Origin of the sequence: Rubritalea profundi (genome assembly GCF_002954445.1) — a bacterium.
In the GTDB taxonomy this organism is placed as follows: Bacteria; Verrucomicrobiota; Verrucomicrobiia; order Verrucomicrobiales; family Akkermansiaceae; genus Rubritalea; species Rubritalea profundi.
This window is the reverse complement of the sequence record NZ_MQWA01000001.1, coordinates 2,384,916-2,402,330: the sequence shown is the minus strand read 5'-3', so window position 1 is coordinate 2,402,330 and position 17,415 is coordinate 2,384,916. Positions and strand designations below refer to the sequence as shown.

11 protein-coding genes and 1 pseudogene are annotated in these 17,415 nt (G+C 51.9%); all 12 read left to right on the top strand.

Annotated features, from left to right (window positions below):
- Window positions 1–112 precede the first annotated feature (112 nt).
- Window positions 113–1,123: a sugar phosphate isomerase/epimerase family protein gene (locus tag BSZ32_RS10425; protein ID WP_165788778.1), complete on the top strand. Its 1,011-nt coding sequence runs from the start codon at window positions 113–115 to the stop codon at window positions 1,121–1,123.
- 17 nt (window positions 1,124–1,140) lie between these two features.
- Window positions 1,141–1,944, top strand: a complete 804-nt coding sequence (locus tag BSZ32_RS10420) for an alpha/beta fold hydrolase (RefSeq protein WP_105043352.1) — start codon at window positions 1,141–1,143, stop codon at window positions 1,942–1,944.
- A gap of 21 nt (window positions 1,945–1,965) precedes the next feature.
- The gene (locus tag BSZ32_RS10415; RefSeq protein WP_105043351.1) at window positions 1,966–2,808 is read left to right on the top strand and encodes a sugar phosphate isomerase/epimerase family protein; all 843 of its coding nucleotides are present in this window, start codon (window positions 1,966–1,968) and stop codon (window positions 2,806–2,808) included.
- Between the two features lie 83 nt (window positions 2,809–2,891).
- Window positions 2,892–4,865, top strand: a complete 1,974-nt coding sequence (locus BSZ32_RS10410) for a bifunctional aldolase/short-chain dehydrogenase (RefSeq protein WP_105043350.1) — start codon at window positions 2,892–2,894, stop codon at window positions 4,863–4,865.
- Window positions 4,866–4,966: 101 nt separating this feature from the next.
- On the top strand, window positions 4,967–6,721 hold the full coding sequence (gene dhaL / locus BSZ32_RS10405; RefSeq protein WP_105043349.1) for a dihydroxyacetone kinase subunit DhaL: 1,755 nt from the start codon (window positions 4,967–4,969) through the stop codon (window positions 6,719–6,721).
- Between the two features lie 86 nt (window positions 6,722–6,807).
- Window positions 6,808–7,689 carry a 3-hydroxy-5-phosphonooxypentane-2,4-dione thiolase gene (lsrF, locus tag BSZ32_RS10400; RefSeq protein ID WP_105043348.1) on the top strand — a complete coding sequence of 294 codons (882 nt, stop codon included), beginning with the start codon at window positions 6,808–6,810 and terminating at the stop codon, window positions 7,687–7,689.
- A 173-nt stretch (window positions 7,690–7,862) separates the two neighbouring features.
- A complete protein-coding gene (locus BSZ32_RS10395) occupies window positions 7,863–8,855 on the top strand; it encodes a ThuA domain-containing protein (protein ID WP_105043347.1) in 993 nt (330 codons plus the stop codon).
- A 34-nt stretch (window positions 8,856–8,889) separates the two neighbouring features.
- Window positions 8,890–10,200 (top strand): SGNH/GDSL hydrolase family protein, encoded by a 1,311-nt coding sequence (locus BSZ32_RS20600; RefSeq protein WP_206018814.1) that lies wholly within the window; start codon window positions 8,890–8,892, stop codon window positions 10,198–10,200.
- A complete protein-coding gene (locus tag BSZ32_RS20595; protein ID WP_425500443.1) occupies window positions 10,113–12,119 on the top strand; it encodes a PVC-type heme-binding CxxCH protein in 2,007 nt (668 codons plus the stop codon). The genes BSZ32_RS20600 and BSZ32_RS20595 overlap by 88 nt, the downstream gene beginning before the upstream one ends.
- A 119-nt stretch (window positions 12,120–12,238) precedes the next feature.
- Window positions 12,239–13,591, top strand: a complete 1,353-nt coding sequence (gene argH, locus BSZ32_RS10385; RefSeq protein WP_105043346.1) for an argininosuccinate lyase — start codon at window positions 12,239–12,241, stop codon at window positions 13,589–13,591.
- A 163-nt stretch (window positions 13,592–13,754) separates the two neighbouring features.
- Window positions 13,755–14,573: a DUF4339 domain-containing protein gene (locus BSZ32_RS10380; protein ID WP_129589714.1), complete on the top strand. Its 819-nt coding sequence runs from the start codon at window positions 13,755–13,757 to the stop codon at window positions 14,571–14,573.
- A gap of 188 nt (window positions 14,574–14,761) precedes the next feature.
- Window positions 14,762–17,373 (top strand): annotated as a pseudogene (leuS, locus tag BSZ32_RS10375) (leucine--tRNA ligase).
- The last annotated feature ends 42 nt before the right edge of the window (window positions 17,374–17,415 follow it).

Below are 17,415 nucleotides of genomic sequence, written 5' to 3'. Positions count from 1 at the left end.
CAAAAACACCACAGAGCAATACAATACAAGTTGAGAAAATAGTCTAAAATGACCTACAGAATAAATAATGGCTTGAGCCAATTCTCATTTAGACTAAAAAACTCAACATAATATGGCACTAAAATTACACAACGCGATGTGGCCCGGCCTCGTCGGAAAAGAAGAAGGCACTGACCACCCACCAATCTCACTCGAGCGCATGCTCGAGCTCACAAAGAACGCTGACGTCGACGGTCAAAAATTTGACGGCGTCGACCTCTTTCTTTTCCACCCACACACAGATCCAGAAGCCTCGATCGACGACATCCGTCACATGGCGGACAAGATTGCTGACTCCGGCTTCAAGATTGGCTCACTGGTTGCTCCAGTATGGCCAGGCACCGTCGGTGGTTGCGCATTCGGCTCACAAGACGACCGTGACAACTTCGTACACGCTGTCGCACTTTCTGCTAAGATTGGCCAAGTTCTTAAAGAGCACGGCGCCCGTGACTACGGAGTGATCCGCATCGACTCGGCTGGTAGCCCAGAAGACTTTGAAAAAGACGAGTTAGCCAACACTAAACTACTCGCAGAAACTTTCCAACGCGCTGGCGCTGTGGCTGCTGAGCACGGTGAACGCCTCGCGGCTGAAGGTGAAATCTGCTGGGGCGGCATGCACTCATGGAAGCACATGCTTAACACTCTCGAAGAAACTGGAATGCCTTCCACTATAGGTTTCCAAGCAGACCTCGCTCACACTTACCTTTATCTTCTCGGCTACAACTCGCCGGAGAATGCTCTTCTCAAGCCTAGTTATAGCGAAGACGAATTCTGGGCTGCGTACAAGACGATGACCGACGCGCTTCGCCCTTGGACAACTGACTTCCACGTCGCTCAGAACGACGGCTCAGTCCATGGCTCAGGCTCACACGACAAGACTGGCCGCCATTGCCTAGCTGATGATCCTAACGGCAAACTTGATATCACTCGCTGCTCTGAAATGTGGCTCAAGGACTACGACCAACGTGGCATCCAACACATTTGTTGGGATGGCTGCATGTTCGACAACTCAGTACTCGAAACGCCAAAAACTTGGGATGCCATCCTCGATGCATCGATCAAGGTTCGTAACGCAGTAGGTTAAGCTAACAAACTAACATTATGCCAAACGTAACAGTCAACGGCATCCAGACGCACTACGAAGAGCTAGGTTCAGGCGAACCTCTCATCTGCATCATGGGTATCACTGCTCCAGGTGGAGTTTGGGAAGCGCACGCGGAAGAATGGTCCAAGCATTTCCGCTGCATCATGCCCGACAACCGCGGTGTCGGACTTTCCGACAAACCGGAAGGCCCGTACACATCCGCCATGATGGCTGATGACTACGCAGCCTTGATGGACGAACTCGGAATTAAGCAAGCACGTGTTGTGGGATGCTCAATGGGATCTATCATTGCGCAGCAATTGATGCTTCGCCACCCAGAGAAAGTTTCTAGCGCTATCCTTATGTGCACATGGGCTCGCTGTGACAACTACGCCAAGGGCATTTTCCAACACATGGAAACATGTAAGGCACGCTTCACACCAGGTGAATTCATGCACTACATTCAGACGCTTATTTTTGCTAAACCATTCTGGGACAACTCAGATTGCTACGCATCTCTAGCCGAAGGCCAAGAAGGTGCGGATCTCGATCCAACACCTCAGCCTCTGCATGGACTGCAGGCTCAATCAGCAGCATGCACCAGCCACGACTCACTAGCTGAGCTGCCTAACATCAAAGTCCCCTGCCTAATCACGGGCGGGATTGACGACATATTCACTCCACTCTGGATGGCTAACGAAGTTGCTAACGCTATTCCTAACAGCGACAGCTACTTCTATGACAATTCAGGCCACGGATTCCACTTTGAGAATCTCCCAGCCTTCAACGAGAAGACCACTGCTTGGCTTCTTGAAAACTAATTCTAAAAAACACAAAACATTATGAGCGACATCAAATTTGGATCCGAGGTTTACACTTGGTTCATGGACGGCTACGGAGAAGGTAATAAAAATCAACTTGGTCACATGATCAAGACCGTAGGAAAAGCAGGCTTCAAAGGCATCGAGCCAATGGTTCTAGAGCCCTATGATACCTACTGGATGGGCGACTGGAAAGACCCAGCTAAACTCAAGGCTGACCTAGACGAAGCTGGCATCGAGCTGGCTGCTCTCGCGCTAATTTGCCAATGGGACGGCGAAGAAGAAACCGAGTCCGAGCGCGCCTGTGCGGACTGGACGATCGAGACTCTCAAGCTCTTCCCAGGAGCAGCTCTCGGCACCGTGCCACTTCCGGGCGGCCGCCACAATCTCCAGCAACGCCGACTCAACCTCGTTAACAACGTGAACCGCGTTTCACGTCGTGCAGCAGAGGCTGGTCTCACATGCTCTTTCCACCCGAACTCGCCTCCGGGCTCACTGGTTCGAACTCAAGAAGACTACAATGTGGTACTCAACTCACTCGACCCATCAGTGACGGGTTGGACTCCTGACGTTGGTCACATCGTTCGCGGCGGCATGGATGTGATTGACACAATGACTCATTGGCAGCACCTCATCAACCACGTTCACTACAAGGATTTCTCAGGAAATGGTGCTGAGCCATGGTCACAGATGGGATCAGGCAAAGTGGACTTCCACCAGATCACTGAATTCCTCGTACAGCGCAACTACAAGGGCTGGGTCATCTGTGAAGACGAATGCGAAGACGCCATCAAGAACCCAGATGAAGTCACTCTTCAGAATGGCGCATGGTGTAACGAACAGCTCGTGCCACTACTCGGGTAAGCACCCACCAACCTTTCAGCGTCTAGCCCATTAGCTAAACGCTTTCTCCCCCCGCAATTATTTCAACGAACTATTCACTTCATATGAAGAACCTTTACAACAGCAAAGAAGCACCAAAGAAAGACGACCTAGCACTCCGCGTCTACACCTCTCGCCTTCTAGGGCAAGAGCCTGACCTCGTACTCCACGGAGGAGGCAACACATCTGTCAAAACGACAGTCAAAGATTTCTTTGGCAACTTTGTCGAGGTTCTTTGCGTGAAAGGTTCCGGCTGGGATCTAGCAACAATCGAGAAGCCCGGCTTCCCTGCAGTGCGGATGGACACCCTGCTCAAGCTCGCTGAACTCGACACCCTTTCTGACTCAGACATGGTCGAGCAACAACGCCTCGGCTTACTTGATCCGGCTGCGCCAAATCCATCGATCGAAGCAATTGTTCACGCTGTGATCCCTGCAAAATTTGTCGACCACACCCACGCCGATGCTATTCTAGCACTGACTAACAATCCTAATGGAAAAAAGCACATCAAGGAAGTCTTTGGCGACTCCATGATTGTAGTGCCCTACGTGATGCCTGGATTCGTCCTCGCCAAAGCAGTACAAAAAGCAATCGCGGGCAAAGACCTTAGTAAAGTAGATGGTCTCATCTTGATGAACCACGGCATCTTCACTTTCGATGACGACGCCAAGAAGTCCTACGACCTGATGATCAAGAAGGTCACACTCGCAGAGAAATACGTCGCGGCAAACCTTAAGGCCAATCCTATAAAGAAGGCTAAAGTCACAAAGAACCTCCTAGGTCTAGCAGCTCTACGTAAAGCAGTATCTAACGAGCGCGGTACAGCCTGCATCGCACGCCTTTCCACCTCAAAAGCGGCCGGCGCTTTCGCAGCGACTCCGAAGCTTGCAACAATCTGCAAAAAGGGACCAGTCACTCCTGATCATACGATCCGCACCAAGCGACTTCCTCTTTACCTCGCAGACAGTTGTGACGCCACTAGCGCAACTGCGAAGTACGCCAAGGAGTACACAGCGTACTTCGACAAGCACGCTAAGAGCGAAACCATCCTCGACACCGCTCCGCGCTGGGCCGCCTGGGCTAACCACGGAATCGTCTCCTTCGGAGCAACACTCAAGGAAGCTAACATCATCGCTGACATCGCTGAGCATTCAGTCGACACCATCCTCAAAACTGAGCACGCATTTGGCGCTTGGCAGGCACTTCCAGCGAAAGACCTTTTCGAGATCGAATACTGGGAGCTTGAACAAGCCAAGCTCAACAAAGGCGGATCAAACAAACCAACGCACCAAGGAAAGATCGCACTGGTCACAGGTGCAGCAGCGGGCATCGGTTTTGCCTGCGCTGAGCAACTAGCTCTCGCTGGAGCAACAGTCATCGGAGCCGACCTCAACCCAGACATCGTCGAAACAATGGCGGAAATTGGCGGGCTCGGCATCGTCGCCAACCTCACCGACGACAAGGCAATCACCAACGTTGTGGAGACAATCATCAATACCTACGGCGGACTCGACATCCTCGTTTCAAATGCTGGAATTTTCACAGCTGGCGCATTCCTCGAAAACCTCGAGCAGCAAAATTGGGACAAGTCCTTTGCGGTCAACCTCACCTCTCACCAGAAACTCCTGCGCGAGACCATTCCATTCCTCAAGCTCGGTATCGACGGAGCAATCGTTCTCGTTGGCTCACGCAATGTGAATGCACCAGGAGCTGGTGCGGCATCCTACTCTTGTGCCAAAGCTGGTCTCAACCAACTTTGTCGCGTGGCCGCTCTCGAGCTCGCACCACAAGGCGTCCGCTGCAACATCATTCACCCAGACGCCGTGTTCGACACCAAACTCTGGACTGCTGAAAACTTGAAGCGATCAGCTGAGCGCTACGGCCTAACAGTGGACGAATACAAAACTCGCAACTTGCTCAAAACTGAGATCAAATCTGCCAATGTTGGCCAAATGGTTTCAGCCATGGCTTCACCACTTTTCGGCAAAACAACTGGCGCCCAGATCCCAGTAGACGGTGGCAACGATCGCGTCATCTAACTCGTAAAAGAGGCCCCAAGCCTCTTTATGCTACATCATTCTAAATAAGCATTACTAAAATCTAATTCATAAAGAGGCTAGAAGCCTCTTCTACGTAATTCATGAGCTTTACCCCAAAACTACTCAACGATCCGCTTTCCGCAGCTGACGAACTCCTCGAGGGACTCGTCGAGGCCTATAATGGCCAATGCTACAAAGTGGGAGCACGCTCCATTGTCAAGAATGACATCCCAGACGGCAAGGTCTCCTTGCTCGTCGGTGGCGGTGCAGGCCACGAGCCAATTTACCACGCGATGGTAGGCACCAACATGGCCGACGGTGCTGCCTGCGGAGATATTTTCGCAGCTCCAGCGCCTAACATCGTGCAAGAAGCAACCACCGCGATCGACCGTGGAAATGGTGTGCTTTACCTCTACGGCAACTATGCTGGAGATGTGATGAACTTCGACGTCGGAGCGGAAATGTCCGCAGCCGCTGACGTTGATGTCCAGACTGTTTTGATCGCAGACGACGTGGCTTCAGCTCCACCTGAGCGCAAAAAAGACCGTCGCGGTGTCGCGGGTCTTGTGCCAATCGTAAAGATCGCAGGTGCTGCGTCTCAAATAGCTGAAACTCTAGAAGACCTTGCAGCAGTCACCGAAAAAGCATCACTGCAGACGCGTTCCATCGGTGCCGCTATGGCTCCGGGTTCTATCCCGGCTACAGGTAAACCAACATTCGAGCTCGAACCTGGAATGGTCGGGCTCGGGATGGGCATTCACGGCGAAGCTGGCGTGGGCGAAATACCACTCCCATCTGCCGATGAACTCACCGTCAAAATGCTAGATCTCCTCATCGCTGATTATGAAAAAGACGCGGATGTAGCAGCTCTCAAATCTGGCGACGAAATCGTTTTCCTCATCAACTCACTCGGCGCGACCACGATGATGGAATGCCTCGTCTGCATGCGCAAAGCTGCCGAGTATTTTGAAGAACGTGGCATCGAAATCTTCGACGTACTCATCGGGCCATACGTGACTTGCCAAGAAATGGCAGGCATCTCCTTCTCGATCACACGTGTCGATGAAGAGCTCAAACAACTCTGGTCCATGCCTTGTCAGTCGTTCTGTTATTCTAAAATGGAAGGCCCAATCAAAGGTGGGACTGCGACTCTCACAAAAACTGCAAGCAGTTCGAAGACCGTTGCTAAGAAAGCAGCTGAAAAAAAGCAGGACAATTCGAAATCAACCGTTGGCCTATCGCTCGAGCAAACGAAGCAAATGTCCTTATTGGTTGCCGAGAAAATCATTGCTGCTGAGCCGCTCCTGTCACAGGCAGATCGCGATCTAGGGGATGGTGACCACGGGCTAGGAATGGCACGCGGCTTCACTGCTCTCACCAAGGAACTCACTGAGAATCCACATGACAACCTGCGAGATCTCTACCAAGCGGCAGGCAACGCTCTGCTCACCACAATGGGTGGCGCCTCCGGTGTTGTTTTCGGATCTCTCTTCCTCGCTGGTGGTAAAACAATGCACGGCGCTGAGTTCTTCGGCTCTCACGAACTTTCTCACCTGCTTAGCCAATCCCTCAAAGACGTCATGTCTCGCGGTGGGGCTAAGCCTGGCGACAAGACAATGATCGATGCCCTTCACCCAGCTGCGGAAGCAGCAAAGGCTAACATCGACAAGCCTCTGGCTGAATCAATCAAAGCTGTCGCAGCAGCTGCAGAAGATGGCAAAGAGGCATCCAAAGCAATGATCGCCACCATGGGGCGCGCCAAAACTCTCGGAGAAAAGACAATTGGTCTCCCTGACGCAGGAGCAATTTCCGTGACGATCATCCTCAGCACCATGGCCGATTTCATCAACGCGTAAAATAGCCTTCCAGCCTCTTTATTTACATTCATTTCAGCCCAGCTGATTTATTTAACCAACTAACAAAACTAACTAAAACTACTATTATGGCAGATACAGACGACATCAGAGAAGGAGCAAGCTTCGGTCTCAACACACCAGCAAACACAGACGGATTCTACCTCAAAGGAATCAACAACTCAGACTGGGGCCTCAAAAACCGCATGTCCCGCATCTTCAACCAGAAGTCCGGCAACACAGTAATGCTCGCATTCGACCACGGCTTCCTCATGGGACCAACATCTGGTCTTGAGCGCGTTGACCTCGACATCGCACCACTTGTGGAGCACGCAGATTGTATCATGGGTACACGTGGAATGATCCGTTCATCCATCCCAGTTGGCTGCACAAAGCCAGTTTGTCTTCGTACTGACACAGGAACAACTATCCTCACTGAAATGAACCACAACGTTCTTATCGCTGAAGAAGAAGCTATCCGCATGAACGCATCCGCAATGGCTGCAATGATTTCAGTAGGTGAAGAAGAAACTGAGCACAAGACGATCGCTAACTTCAGCCGTCTCGTAGACATCGGTTCTAAGTACGGCATCCCAGTAATGGGTGTGACTGCAGTCGGCAAGAAGATGGCTCGCGATGCGCGTTACTTCTCAATGGCCGCACGTGTTTGTGCTGAAAACGGTGCATCCATCGTGAAGACTTATTACACTGAAGGCTTCGAAAAAGTGGTTGCTTGTACTCCAGTACCAGTGGTTATCGCAGGTGGCAAAAAGCTCCCTGAGATCGAAGCCCTCGAACTCTGCTACAATGCGATCCAATGCGGTGCAGCAGGTGTTGACATGGGACGCAACGTATTCCAGTCCGTAGCTCCAGCAGCAATGATGGCTGCTGTCGCTGGCGTCGTCCATGATGGCCTCAAGCCACAAGAAGGCCTCGAACTTTTCAACGACCTCTCATCCGAGAGCAAGTAATAAAAGCCAAGCCAAAAGCACTCCAGCCCTAGTGGACTTAATACCCCACTAGGGCATTTTTTATACAACCCGGTTCCTGTAGAAACTGGACCTCAATATTCCTCAGCAGAATAAATATTTGAAAGAACTGCTGCTAGAACTCCTTATATAAGCTAATTCCATATCGACTTACCATGACCAACTCACTTACCTTTGCCCTCGCAGTCTCTCTTGCGACCACAACATTTGCAGCAGCTGCTGCTGACCACCTCGTTTTCGAACCTAAAGCGAAAGCCAACGGCAAGCACGTGGTTCTTATTTCTGGTGATGAAGAATACCGCTCAGAAGAAGCCATGCCAATGCTGGGTCAGATTCTAGCCGCCCAAGGTTTCAAAGCCACAGTGCTTTTCTCTCTCGATGCTGATGGCAATGTTGACCCTGATGCGGGTGGTAATCTTAGCCACTCCCAGGCTCTCGATGAGGCTGAAGCTATTGTCATGAGTATCCGCTTCCGCCACTGGGATGACACTTCCATGGAGCGCTTTGAAAATGCCCTCAACCGTGGTGTACCGATGGTTGCTCTCCGCACATCCACCCACGGGTTCAATTTCAAGAAAGACAGTAAGTGGGCTAAATACAGCTATAATGCAAAAGCTAAGTCAGGCTGGCAAAAAGGATTTGGCCGCCAGGTCCTCGGCGAAACTTGGATCAACCACCACGGTAAACATAAAAAAGAAGGCACCCGTGGAGTAATAGAAAAAGCCAATGCCCAGCACCCCATTTTATCTGGTGTCGGCACTATTTTTGGTACTTCTGATGTTTACGGTACAAATCCACTCGCGCCCTCCACCATCCTGCTTCGCGGTGAGGTCACACAATCGCTCGACTCCAAGTCCCCTGCGGTAGAGGGAAAGAAAAACTCTCCGATGATGCCTATTGCCTGGGCCCGTGAATTTAAAAACACAGGAGCCATTCCGAATCGTATCGTCACCACAACCATGGGTGCTGCCACAGATCTGAGCGATGAGAACCTTCGCCGCCTTGTAGTCAATGGAGTCTACTGGGGGCTAAAAATGGACGTCCCAGCCAAAGCTGACGTCACGATCCCCGGAGCTTGGAACCCTTCGAATTACTCATTCAAAGCCTACAAAAAAGGCATCAAGCCAGCTGACTTCATCGTCAAGTAAGCCCCATACTTTCTAAACCAATCACCACTTTATCATGAAACACAAAATCACCTTTGCCCTCACCGGTTCGCTGGCGAGCATGGCATTTGCAGCGCCACAAAAGGTAGACTCAACATCAGACATCATCAAAGCTGTAAGCGCTGCTCCCGCAACCAACATCTCAAGTACCAGCAGCAACTCTGCCCCACTTAAGATAACCAAAGGCGCCCACATCACCATCATTGGTAACGGAATAGCGTCCCGCATGCCTAAGTTTGGCGACTTTGAAACTGAACTCCAAGTCCGCTACCCAGATGCTAAACTCACCATCCGTAATATGGGTGATGAAGCTAACACTCCCGCATTCCGCCCTCAGCCAGGCCGTGATTATGAAGGCCAATACGCCTTCCCCGGCGCCAAGGACCTCGTCCGTGAAGACCTCAAGGCTAACACCAAAGCCACAGGCCACTTTGAGACTCCTGACCAATGGCTCACAAAGCTCAAGACCGACGTCGTCATTGCCTGCTTTGGTTTCACCTCATCCTTCGACGGACCTAGTGAACTAGACCGCTTCAAAAAAGAGCTCGATGCCTTTCTCAAGCACACTCAATCCCAGAAATACAACGGCAAAAGCGCACCACAAGTTGCTTTAGTTTCCTCGACAGCTTTTGAGAATCTCAGTAAAATCCAAGACACGCCAAACGGTATCGTAGAAAACAAGAACCTGGCACTCTACACCAAGGCGATGCAAGAGGTGGCTGCCGCAAACAGTGTTCTCTTTGTCGACGCTTTCACAACGTCTAAGACCTGGATCGCGCCAAACAAAGAGCCAATCACCCAAGATGGAGCTCTACTCAATGCAAAGGGTTACCAACTCTTTGCCCCCTTCCTCGCCGACAGCATTTTCGGTAAGGCTCCAGCCAAAGCATCAGCCAAGCGCGCAGCCATCCATGCTGCAGTAAATGAGAAAAACTGGGTGTGGCACAACTACTATAAGATTCCTAACGGCGTACACGTCTACGCCCGTCGCTTCAAACCCTGGGGTCCACAGAACTACCCAGATGAGCTGAAAAAAGCAGCTGAGATGACTCAGCTCCGCGACCAAGCAATCTGGCTACCGCGAATGGTAAATCTTTTGACCTCGCTGCTGCCGATGCAAAGACACACAAACTTCCAGCCGTTCCAACAAACTTCAAACCAAGTCGTAAAAATGGCGACATCAAATACAAGTCTGGTGAAGACACGCTCGCTGAGCTCACAGTACCAGAAGGCTACAAAATCGAACTTTTCGCGTCAGAAACAGACTTCAAGAATCTGGCCAACCCAGTGCAGATGTCCTTCGACAACAAGGGACGCCTTTGGGTAGCCTGCATGCCATCCTACCCACACTGGCGCGTCGGTGATCCAAAACCCACTGACACACTCATTATCCTTGAAGACACCAATGGTGACGGCAAGGCGGACAAAGAGACAGTCTTCGCGGACGACCTCCACATCCCGATTGGTTTCGAATTTGCTCCGGAAGGCGTCTACGTCTCCCAGTCTGACTCGCTCATTCTCCTCAAGGACACCAATGGCGACGACAAGTACGACGAGAAAGAATATGTGCTTTCTGGTTTCGACGACCACGACACCCACCACGCGATATCCGCATTCTGTGCCGATCCGTCTGGAGCCATCTACATGGGAGAAGGCGTTTTCCTTCACTCCAATGTAGATACAGCCTACGGTCCGGTACGAGGAACCAATGGAGGATTCCAACGCTACAATCCTACAAAGAAACACCTCGAGCGCACCAGCCAGCTCAGCATTCCGAACCCGTGGGGAATCGCCTTTGACGACTATGGTCAAAACTTCTTCCTCCACACCTCAGGCCAATCCTTCTCATGGATGGGCCAGTCAACGGTCAAACCTAAATATGGCCGCAACCTCCGCGCACCGAACCTTCTCAAGGACAACAACGTGCGCCCGACTTCCGGTCTAGAGTTCGTCTCTAGCCGCCATTTCCCCGATGAAGTTCAAGGTGATGTCCTCATCAACAACAGCATCGGTTACCTCGGTACTAAGCAGCACGCTGTCACCGAGGACGGAACAGGCTATACCACTAAGTACCGTCAAGACCTGCTCAAATCAACCAACAAGAACTTCCGCCCTGTCGATCTCGAGTTCGCACCTGATGGTTCGCTCTACGTGATTGATTGGTCTAACGTCCTCATTGGCCACATGCAGCACAACGCCCGCGACCCACTCCGCGACCACGTGCACGGCAGAGTCTACCGTATCACCTACCCATCCCGCCCATTGGTAAAACCTGCCAAAGTTGCCGGCGCTTCTATCACGGAACTTCTTGGAAACCTCAAGCTTCCTGAATACCGTACGCGCTACCGCACACGCCGTGAGCTCCGTGGTCACGATGCTGATAAAGTTGCAGCGGCAACCAAAGCCTGGGCTTCTAAACTCGATAAGAATGATGCCGAATACGAGCGTTACTTACTCGAAGCTCTCTGGGTTCTCTGGGGCGTCAACAAAGTCGACGAGACATTTGTCACAAACCTGATGAAGGCAAAAGACCACAAAGTCCGCGCTGCAGCTACCCGCGTCGTTCGCTACAACCTTGATAAACTCAGCAACGGCCAAGAACTCCTAGAGCTCGCTGCTGGTGACGAGCACGGACGCGTTCGTCTCGAAGCAATCAACACCGCGAACTGGCTCGAGAAAGCATCTGGCGAAGCGATCCTTGCGGTTGCTAAAACCAAGCCTATCGACGACTGGATCAAGCAATCCTTCGACACTGCTAACAATGATCTCACTGGCGCAACAATCGCCAAAGAAATCGATACCGAAGCTGTAGCTTGGAAAAAGGCTGGCATGGATACAAAGCAAGTTGCTTTCATGAAGAAAGGTCGCGAGATCTACCACCGTGAAGCACATTGCGCTACCTGCCACCAAGCAGACGGCAAAGGACTTCCAGCAGCTAGCTTCCCACCGATCGCAGGCACCAAATGGGCAACTCAGGATCCAGAACGCCTGATCAAGCTTTCACTCAAAGGACTCATGGGCGAAATCGAAGTTAAAGGGAAGAAATTCAACGGGGCGATGACTCCATTTGAAGGACTCCTCAACGACGATGAACTAGCATCTGTCCTCACCTACGTGCGCAAGAGCTTCGGTAACAACGCCTCAGCGATCAAAGCGGAGCAGGTGAAGAAAGTCCGTGCTGCGGAAATCAAGCAAATCAACCTCTACAGCGCAGATAAGCTACTCAAAGCCCACCCGCACAAGTAAGCTAACCGAACATAAATACATTCCCAAAGCCACTTTCGCCCCGTGCGGAAGTGGCTTTTCTTTTGTCACTTCACACTTATCACTTCACACTTCCAACTTTTCCCCCTAAGACAAATCGCATGTGGAAAGGACGTTTCTCAAAAGCAACAGCAGACCTCGTTCAACAGTACGGAGAATCTATCTCGTACGATTGGCGACTCTATAAACACGACATCGCAGGATCCATCGCACACGCACGTGCGCAGGTGAAAGCTGGCATCCTCACTCAGGATGAATTCAATCAAATCGAGTCAGGTCTCAGATCTATCGAGATAGACATCGATGCTGGAAAATTCGACTTCTCTATCGAGCTCGAAGACATCCACATGAACATCGAGTCCGAGCTCACCACGCGCATCGGCGCAGCTGGTGGCAAGCTCCACACCGCTCGTTCACGCAATGACCAAGTCGCTACCGACACTCGCCTCTACTGCCGTGAAGAGATCGACGCACTCACAGTACAAATCAAAGAACTTCAAGGTTCCCTTCTCAAGAAGGCTGAGCAATACGCTGACGCACTCATTCCTGGCTACACCCACCTTCAACGTGGCCAGCCAGTGACTGTCGGCCACCACCTTCTCGCCTACGTCGAAATGTTCGCGCGCGACATCGACCGCCTCGCCGACGCCCGCAAGCGCGTCAACGTTTCACCACTCGGCTCCGGCGCGCTCGCAGGCTCTACCATCAACCTCGACCGCCAACAGATCGCTGACGAGTTAGGTTTTGATAGAGTCACCACCAACTCGATGGACGCGATCTCTGACCGCGACTACATCATGGAGCTACTCTTCGACTTCGCCCTCGTGGGAACTCACCTTTCACGTATCTCCGAAGACCTCATCCTCTGGTGCTCCGCTGAGTTTGGCTTTGCCACACTCTCCGACGCACACACCACTGGTTCATCACTGATGCCGCAGAAGAAAAACCCAGACGTCTGCGAGATCACCCGCGGAAAAACTGGCCGACTCTACGGCAACCTCATTTCCCTACTCACCGCAGCAAAGGGGCTTCCACTCACCTACAACCGCGACCTTCAGGAAGACAAAGAGCCGCTCTTTGACTCCATCGACACGCTCAAGATCGCTCTCGCAGTGAACACTGAAATGATCGCTGACATGACAGTCAACGTCGACACCTGCCTCGAAGCAGCATCCGACCCGATGCTCCTCGCGACCGACCTCGCTGACTACCTTGTGAAAAACGGCGTTCCATTCCGCAGCGCGCACGAGCTAGTTGGCCAAGCAGTCGCCGTAGCGGTCGAGTCCAAGACCCCACTCGACAAGATCGACCTCAGTAAAATCTCCGAGCACTACGGCGCCGACGCCAGCGCAGTTTTCAACCTAGAAACTGCTCTCAAAGCCCGCACCAACCCAGGTGCACCAAGCATAGCAAACGTAAAAAGCGAAGTCGCCCGCTGGAAAAAGACTCTGTAACGTGACCGTCTCGGTCGCTCAACCTTTATCAACCTAAAGCTGCAACAGCTTGGGGTTCTTTTTTTAAAAAATTTAACAGCACCTAACTATTTGAAGTGCGTGATTGCAGTCAGCCAATTCACTTGCTACTATTTTGTGTAATCCAAGCGAAAACCTCCATACTATGAGCGAACCTCAATGGCACTACTTAGATGCCCAAAACCAACAGCAGGGCCCCGTCACCGGGGCACAACTCCAAGCTCTCACAGCCCAAGGACAAATAGTCCAAACCACCCAAGTTTGGACGGACGGCTTAGAAGCATGGATTCCCGCTAGCCAAGTAGAGGGACTTTTTGCGGCAACACCCGCACCTGCAGCGCAAGCTCCAGAACAGTCAGCTTACGCAGCACCGACTACCGACCCCACTCCTACTGGCGGTCAATACCCATCGACTATCGTCACTGGTGCAAGCTTCGGTAAACTTATTGGCCTATTCGCAGGTGCAATAGTATTCTTAATCATTGGAGGCTTAGTTGCAAACGGCCAAACAGCTAATCACGCTACTGCGGGAACTGGCATTGCCATCATTGGCTACATCATGCTTCTCATCCTTAGTATTCTCCCGTACATCTACCTCTACAAAGCGTGGCGTTGCCTGCAGCCAGGTGGAGCGACTATCACACCAGGTAAAGCGGTCGGATTCCTCTTCATCCCACTCTTTAATTACTATTGGATCTTCGTTGCCATGGGCGGGCTTCCTCGCCAATGGAATGAAATCATGGATCGCTATGAGAACACCCAAGACGCACCTCGCCTAAGCATCGGCGCCTTCGTTTGCCTACTCCTGCTTCCAGGTGTTGGCTTCTTCATCTGGGCCTATCAGATCATCAAAGCCATCAACTTCATGGTTAGCCTCAGCAAGATGAGTTACGCCTCAAACCCAACAGGTGTCGTAGGTGGAGGTCTCAACTTTGGACCCGCACATATCCCCACAAAAAAGTAGATTCTAGACACCCGCCTACGACGAAATTTCTTTATGCGACCTAGACGGTCGCGCTACTGTCATCACCCATCTTTCGCAGCCGCGAATGATGGGTTTTTCTTTACCAATTCGTCCCACCCGCTACACACCTCTGCATCAAGCAGGTAGATATCTTATCTACTCTATCCTAACCACTTTTCACTGACACCATGTCCGACCAACACAGACCATTCCCATTCGACGTCTTCGAGCCACAGTGGCAATCCTACTGGGACGAGAACAAGACCTTCCGCACCCCGAACCCAGGTGATGCTGACTTCGATGCTACGAAGCCAAAGTACTTCGTCCTCGATATGTTCCCTTACCCATCCGGTTCTGGCCTCCACGTTGGCCACCCAGAAGGTTACACCGCGACTGACATCATCGGCCGCTACAAGCGGATGAATGGTCACAACGTCCTCCACCCAATGGGCTGGGACGCATTCGGCTTACCTGCTGAGCAATACGCCATCAAAACTGGCCAGCACCCGCGCATCACCACCGAGCAGAATATCAACAACTTCCGCAAGCAGCTCAAATCACTCGGATTTGGCTACGACTGGGATCGTGAAATCAACACCACCGACCCAGGCTACGTGAAGTGGACTCAGTGGCTCTTCATCCAGCTCTACAATTCTTATTTCTGTGAAGAGGAAAAGAAGGCCAAGCCAATCTCTGAGCTCGAAGCCAAAGGGCTTTCACGTGAAGAGATCGACGAAGAGCGCCTCGCCTTCATCTCCGAAGCTCCCGTGAACTGGTCACCTGACCTCGGCACTGTGTTAGCTAACGAAGAAATCGACGAGTGGAAGGCGAAAGGCCACACCGTCGAGCGCCGCAATCTCAAGCAATGGATGCTCCGTATCACCAAGTACTCGCAGCGTCTCATCGACGAACTCGACCCCCTCGATTGGCCAGACTCAATCAAAGCCTCCAGACCAACTGGATCGGCAAGTCGACTGGTGCTGAAGTGACTTTCGACATCGATGGCAACGAAGTGACTGTCTTCACCACACGTCCTGACACACTTTTCGGAGCCACCTACATGGTGCTCGCACCTGAGCACGCACTTGTTTCCAGCATTACTTCTGCTGAGCAGAAGGACGCTGTCGAGGCTTATATCAAAGCGTGCGCTAACAAGTCAGACCTCGAGCGAGGCGACCTCAACAAAGACAAGTCCGGCATCTTCACCGGCGCTTACGCAACTAACCCGGTCAATGGTGAGCAAGTTCCAGTATGGATCGCTGACTACGTGATGATGGGCTACGGCACGGGCGCTATCATGGCGGTTCCTGCACACGACGAGCGCGACTATGAATTCGCCACTAAGTATGACATCCCCATCAAACAGGTTGTTATTCCTAGTTCAATTTCTACAGATGAAGCTCTCAAAATCATGGGAGCTAACGCTTTCCGTGGAGACTATCTAATTTTACACAAAGACGGAGGACTTGAAAGTAACTCATTAGACGGCAACGGCATCGCAGTCAATTCAGGGTTCCTCGACGGGATGAAAACCAAGGATGCAAAGAAGGCGACCATCAAGTGGCTTCTCGACAACAAGAAAGGCACCTTCAAAACCAACTTCAAGCTTCGCGACTGGCTCTTCAGCCGTCAGCGCTATTGGGGCGAGCCCTTCCCAGTTCTTTGGGAAAACGGCCAGCACAGAGTGCTCGACGAAAGCGAACTCCCGCTTCTCCAGCCAGAAATGGAAGACTTCAAGCCAACCGGCGACCCACGTGGCCCGTTGGTCAAAGCAACCGACTGGATCCAGTACTCAGAGACCGCCGAGCGCGAGACTAACACCATGCCTCAGTGGGCTGGCTCATGCTGGTACTACCTCCGCTACTGCGACCCTAACAACTCCGAGCGCTTCATCTCCAAAGAAGCTGAAAACTACTGGGGTGGCGAAGACGCAGCAGTCGACCTCTACGTCGGCGGCACCGAGCACGCAGTGCTCCACCTCCTCTACGCTCGCTTCTGGCACAAAGTCCTCCACGACCTCGGCCATCTCACCACAAAGGAGCCCTTCAAAAAGCTCGTCAACCAAGGTCTCATCCTAGGTGAAGACGGTCAGAAGATGTCAAAGTCTATCGGCAACGTCGTCAACCCTGACGAAGTAGTAGAACTCTACGGTGCGGATTCACTCCGTCTCTACGAGATGTTCATGGGCCCACTCACACAGGTGAAACCGTGGCAGATGAAAGGCGTCGAAGGCGTTTCTCGTTTCCTCGGAAAAGTCTGGCGCGCAGTGTTCACCCAGAACCAAGCTGGTCAGTGGACTCTCTCCGAAAAAGTCGTCACCGAAGAGCCTACGGACAAAGCTCTCCTCAAGGTGGTTCACGAAACAATCAAGAAGGTCGGCGAAGACATCGACTCTATGTCCTTCAACACTGCTATCTCGCAAATGATGATCTGCACCAACGCCTTCACCAAGGCTGACAAAATCCCTGTGAGCTTGCTCGTTGATTTCCTCAAAGTGCTCAACCCATTTGCCCCACACATCACCGAAGAGATCAACAAACAACTCGGCAACGACACCCTCCTTTCCGAGCAATTCTGGCCAAAATTCATTGAGGAATTCCTCATAGAATCTGAGATCCAGATCGTGGTACAGGTGAATGGCAAAGTCCGCGCTAAATTGCTAGTGAACAAAGACGCATCCAAGGAAGAAGTCGAAGCCCTCGCTAAAGCCGACGCCAGCGTCCAGTCCCACACCGACGGTCTCACAATCCGCAAGGTCATCGTCGTCCCAGGCCGCCTCGTCAACATCGTAGCCAACTAGCCGTAGAAGAGGCTTCCAGCCTCTTTAATGAATCACCAAGGA

Excerpts from the sequence above, each read along its gene's own strand:
- BSZ32_RS10425 (WP_165788778.1), top strand. The coding sequence starts at position 113 with ATGGCACTAAAATTACACAACGCGATGTGGCCCGGCCTCGTCGGAAAA.
- BSZ32_RS10420 (WP_105043352.1), top strand. The coding sequence starts at position 1,141 with ATGCCAAACGTAACAGTCAACGGCATCCAGACGCACTACGAAGAGCTA.
- BSZ32_RS10415 (WP_105043351.1), top strand. The coding sequence starts at position 1,966 with ATGAGCGACATCAAATTTGGATCCGAGGTTTACACTTGGTTCATGGAC.
- BSZ32_RS10410 (WP_105043350.1), top strand. The coding sequence starts at position 2,892 with ATGAAGAACCTTTACAACAGCAAAGAAGCACCAAAGAAAGACGACCTA.
- dhaL (WP_105043349.1), top strand. The coding sequence starts at position 4,967 with ATGAGCTTTACCCCAAAACTACTCAACGATCCGCTTTCCGCAGCTGAC.
- lsrF (WP_105043348.1), top strand. The coding sequence starts at position 6,808 with ATGGCAGATACAGACGACATCAGAGAAGGAGCAAGCTTCGGTCTCAAC.
- BSZ32_RS10395 (WP_105043347.1), top strand. The coding sequence starts at position 7,863 with ATGACCAACTCACTTACCTTTGCCCTCGCAGTCTCTCTTGCGACCACA.
- BSZ32_RS20600 (WP_206018814.1), top strand. The coding sequence starts at position 8,890 with ATGAAACACAAAATCACCTTTGCCCTCACCGGTTCGCTGGCGAGCATG.
- argH (WP_105043346.1), top strand. The coding sequence starts at position 12,239 with ATGTGGAAAGGACGTTTCTCAAAAGCAACAGCAGACCTCGTTCAACAG.
- BSZ32_RS10380 (WP_129589714.1), top strand. The coding sequence starts at position 13,755 with ATGAGCGAACCTCAATGGCACTACTTAGATGCCCAAAACCAACAGCAG.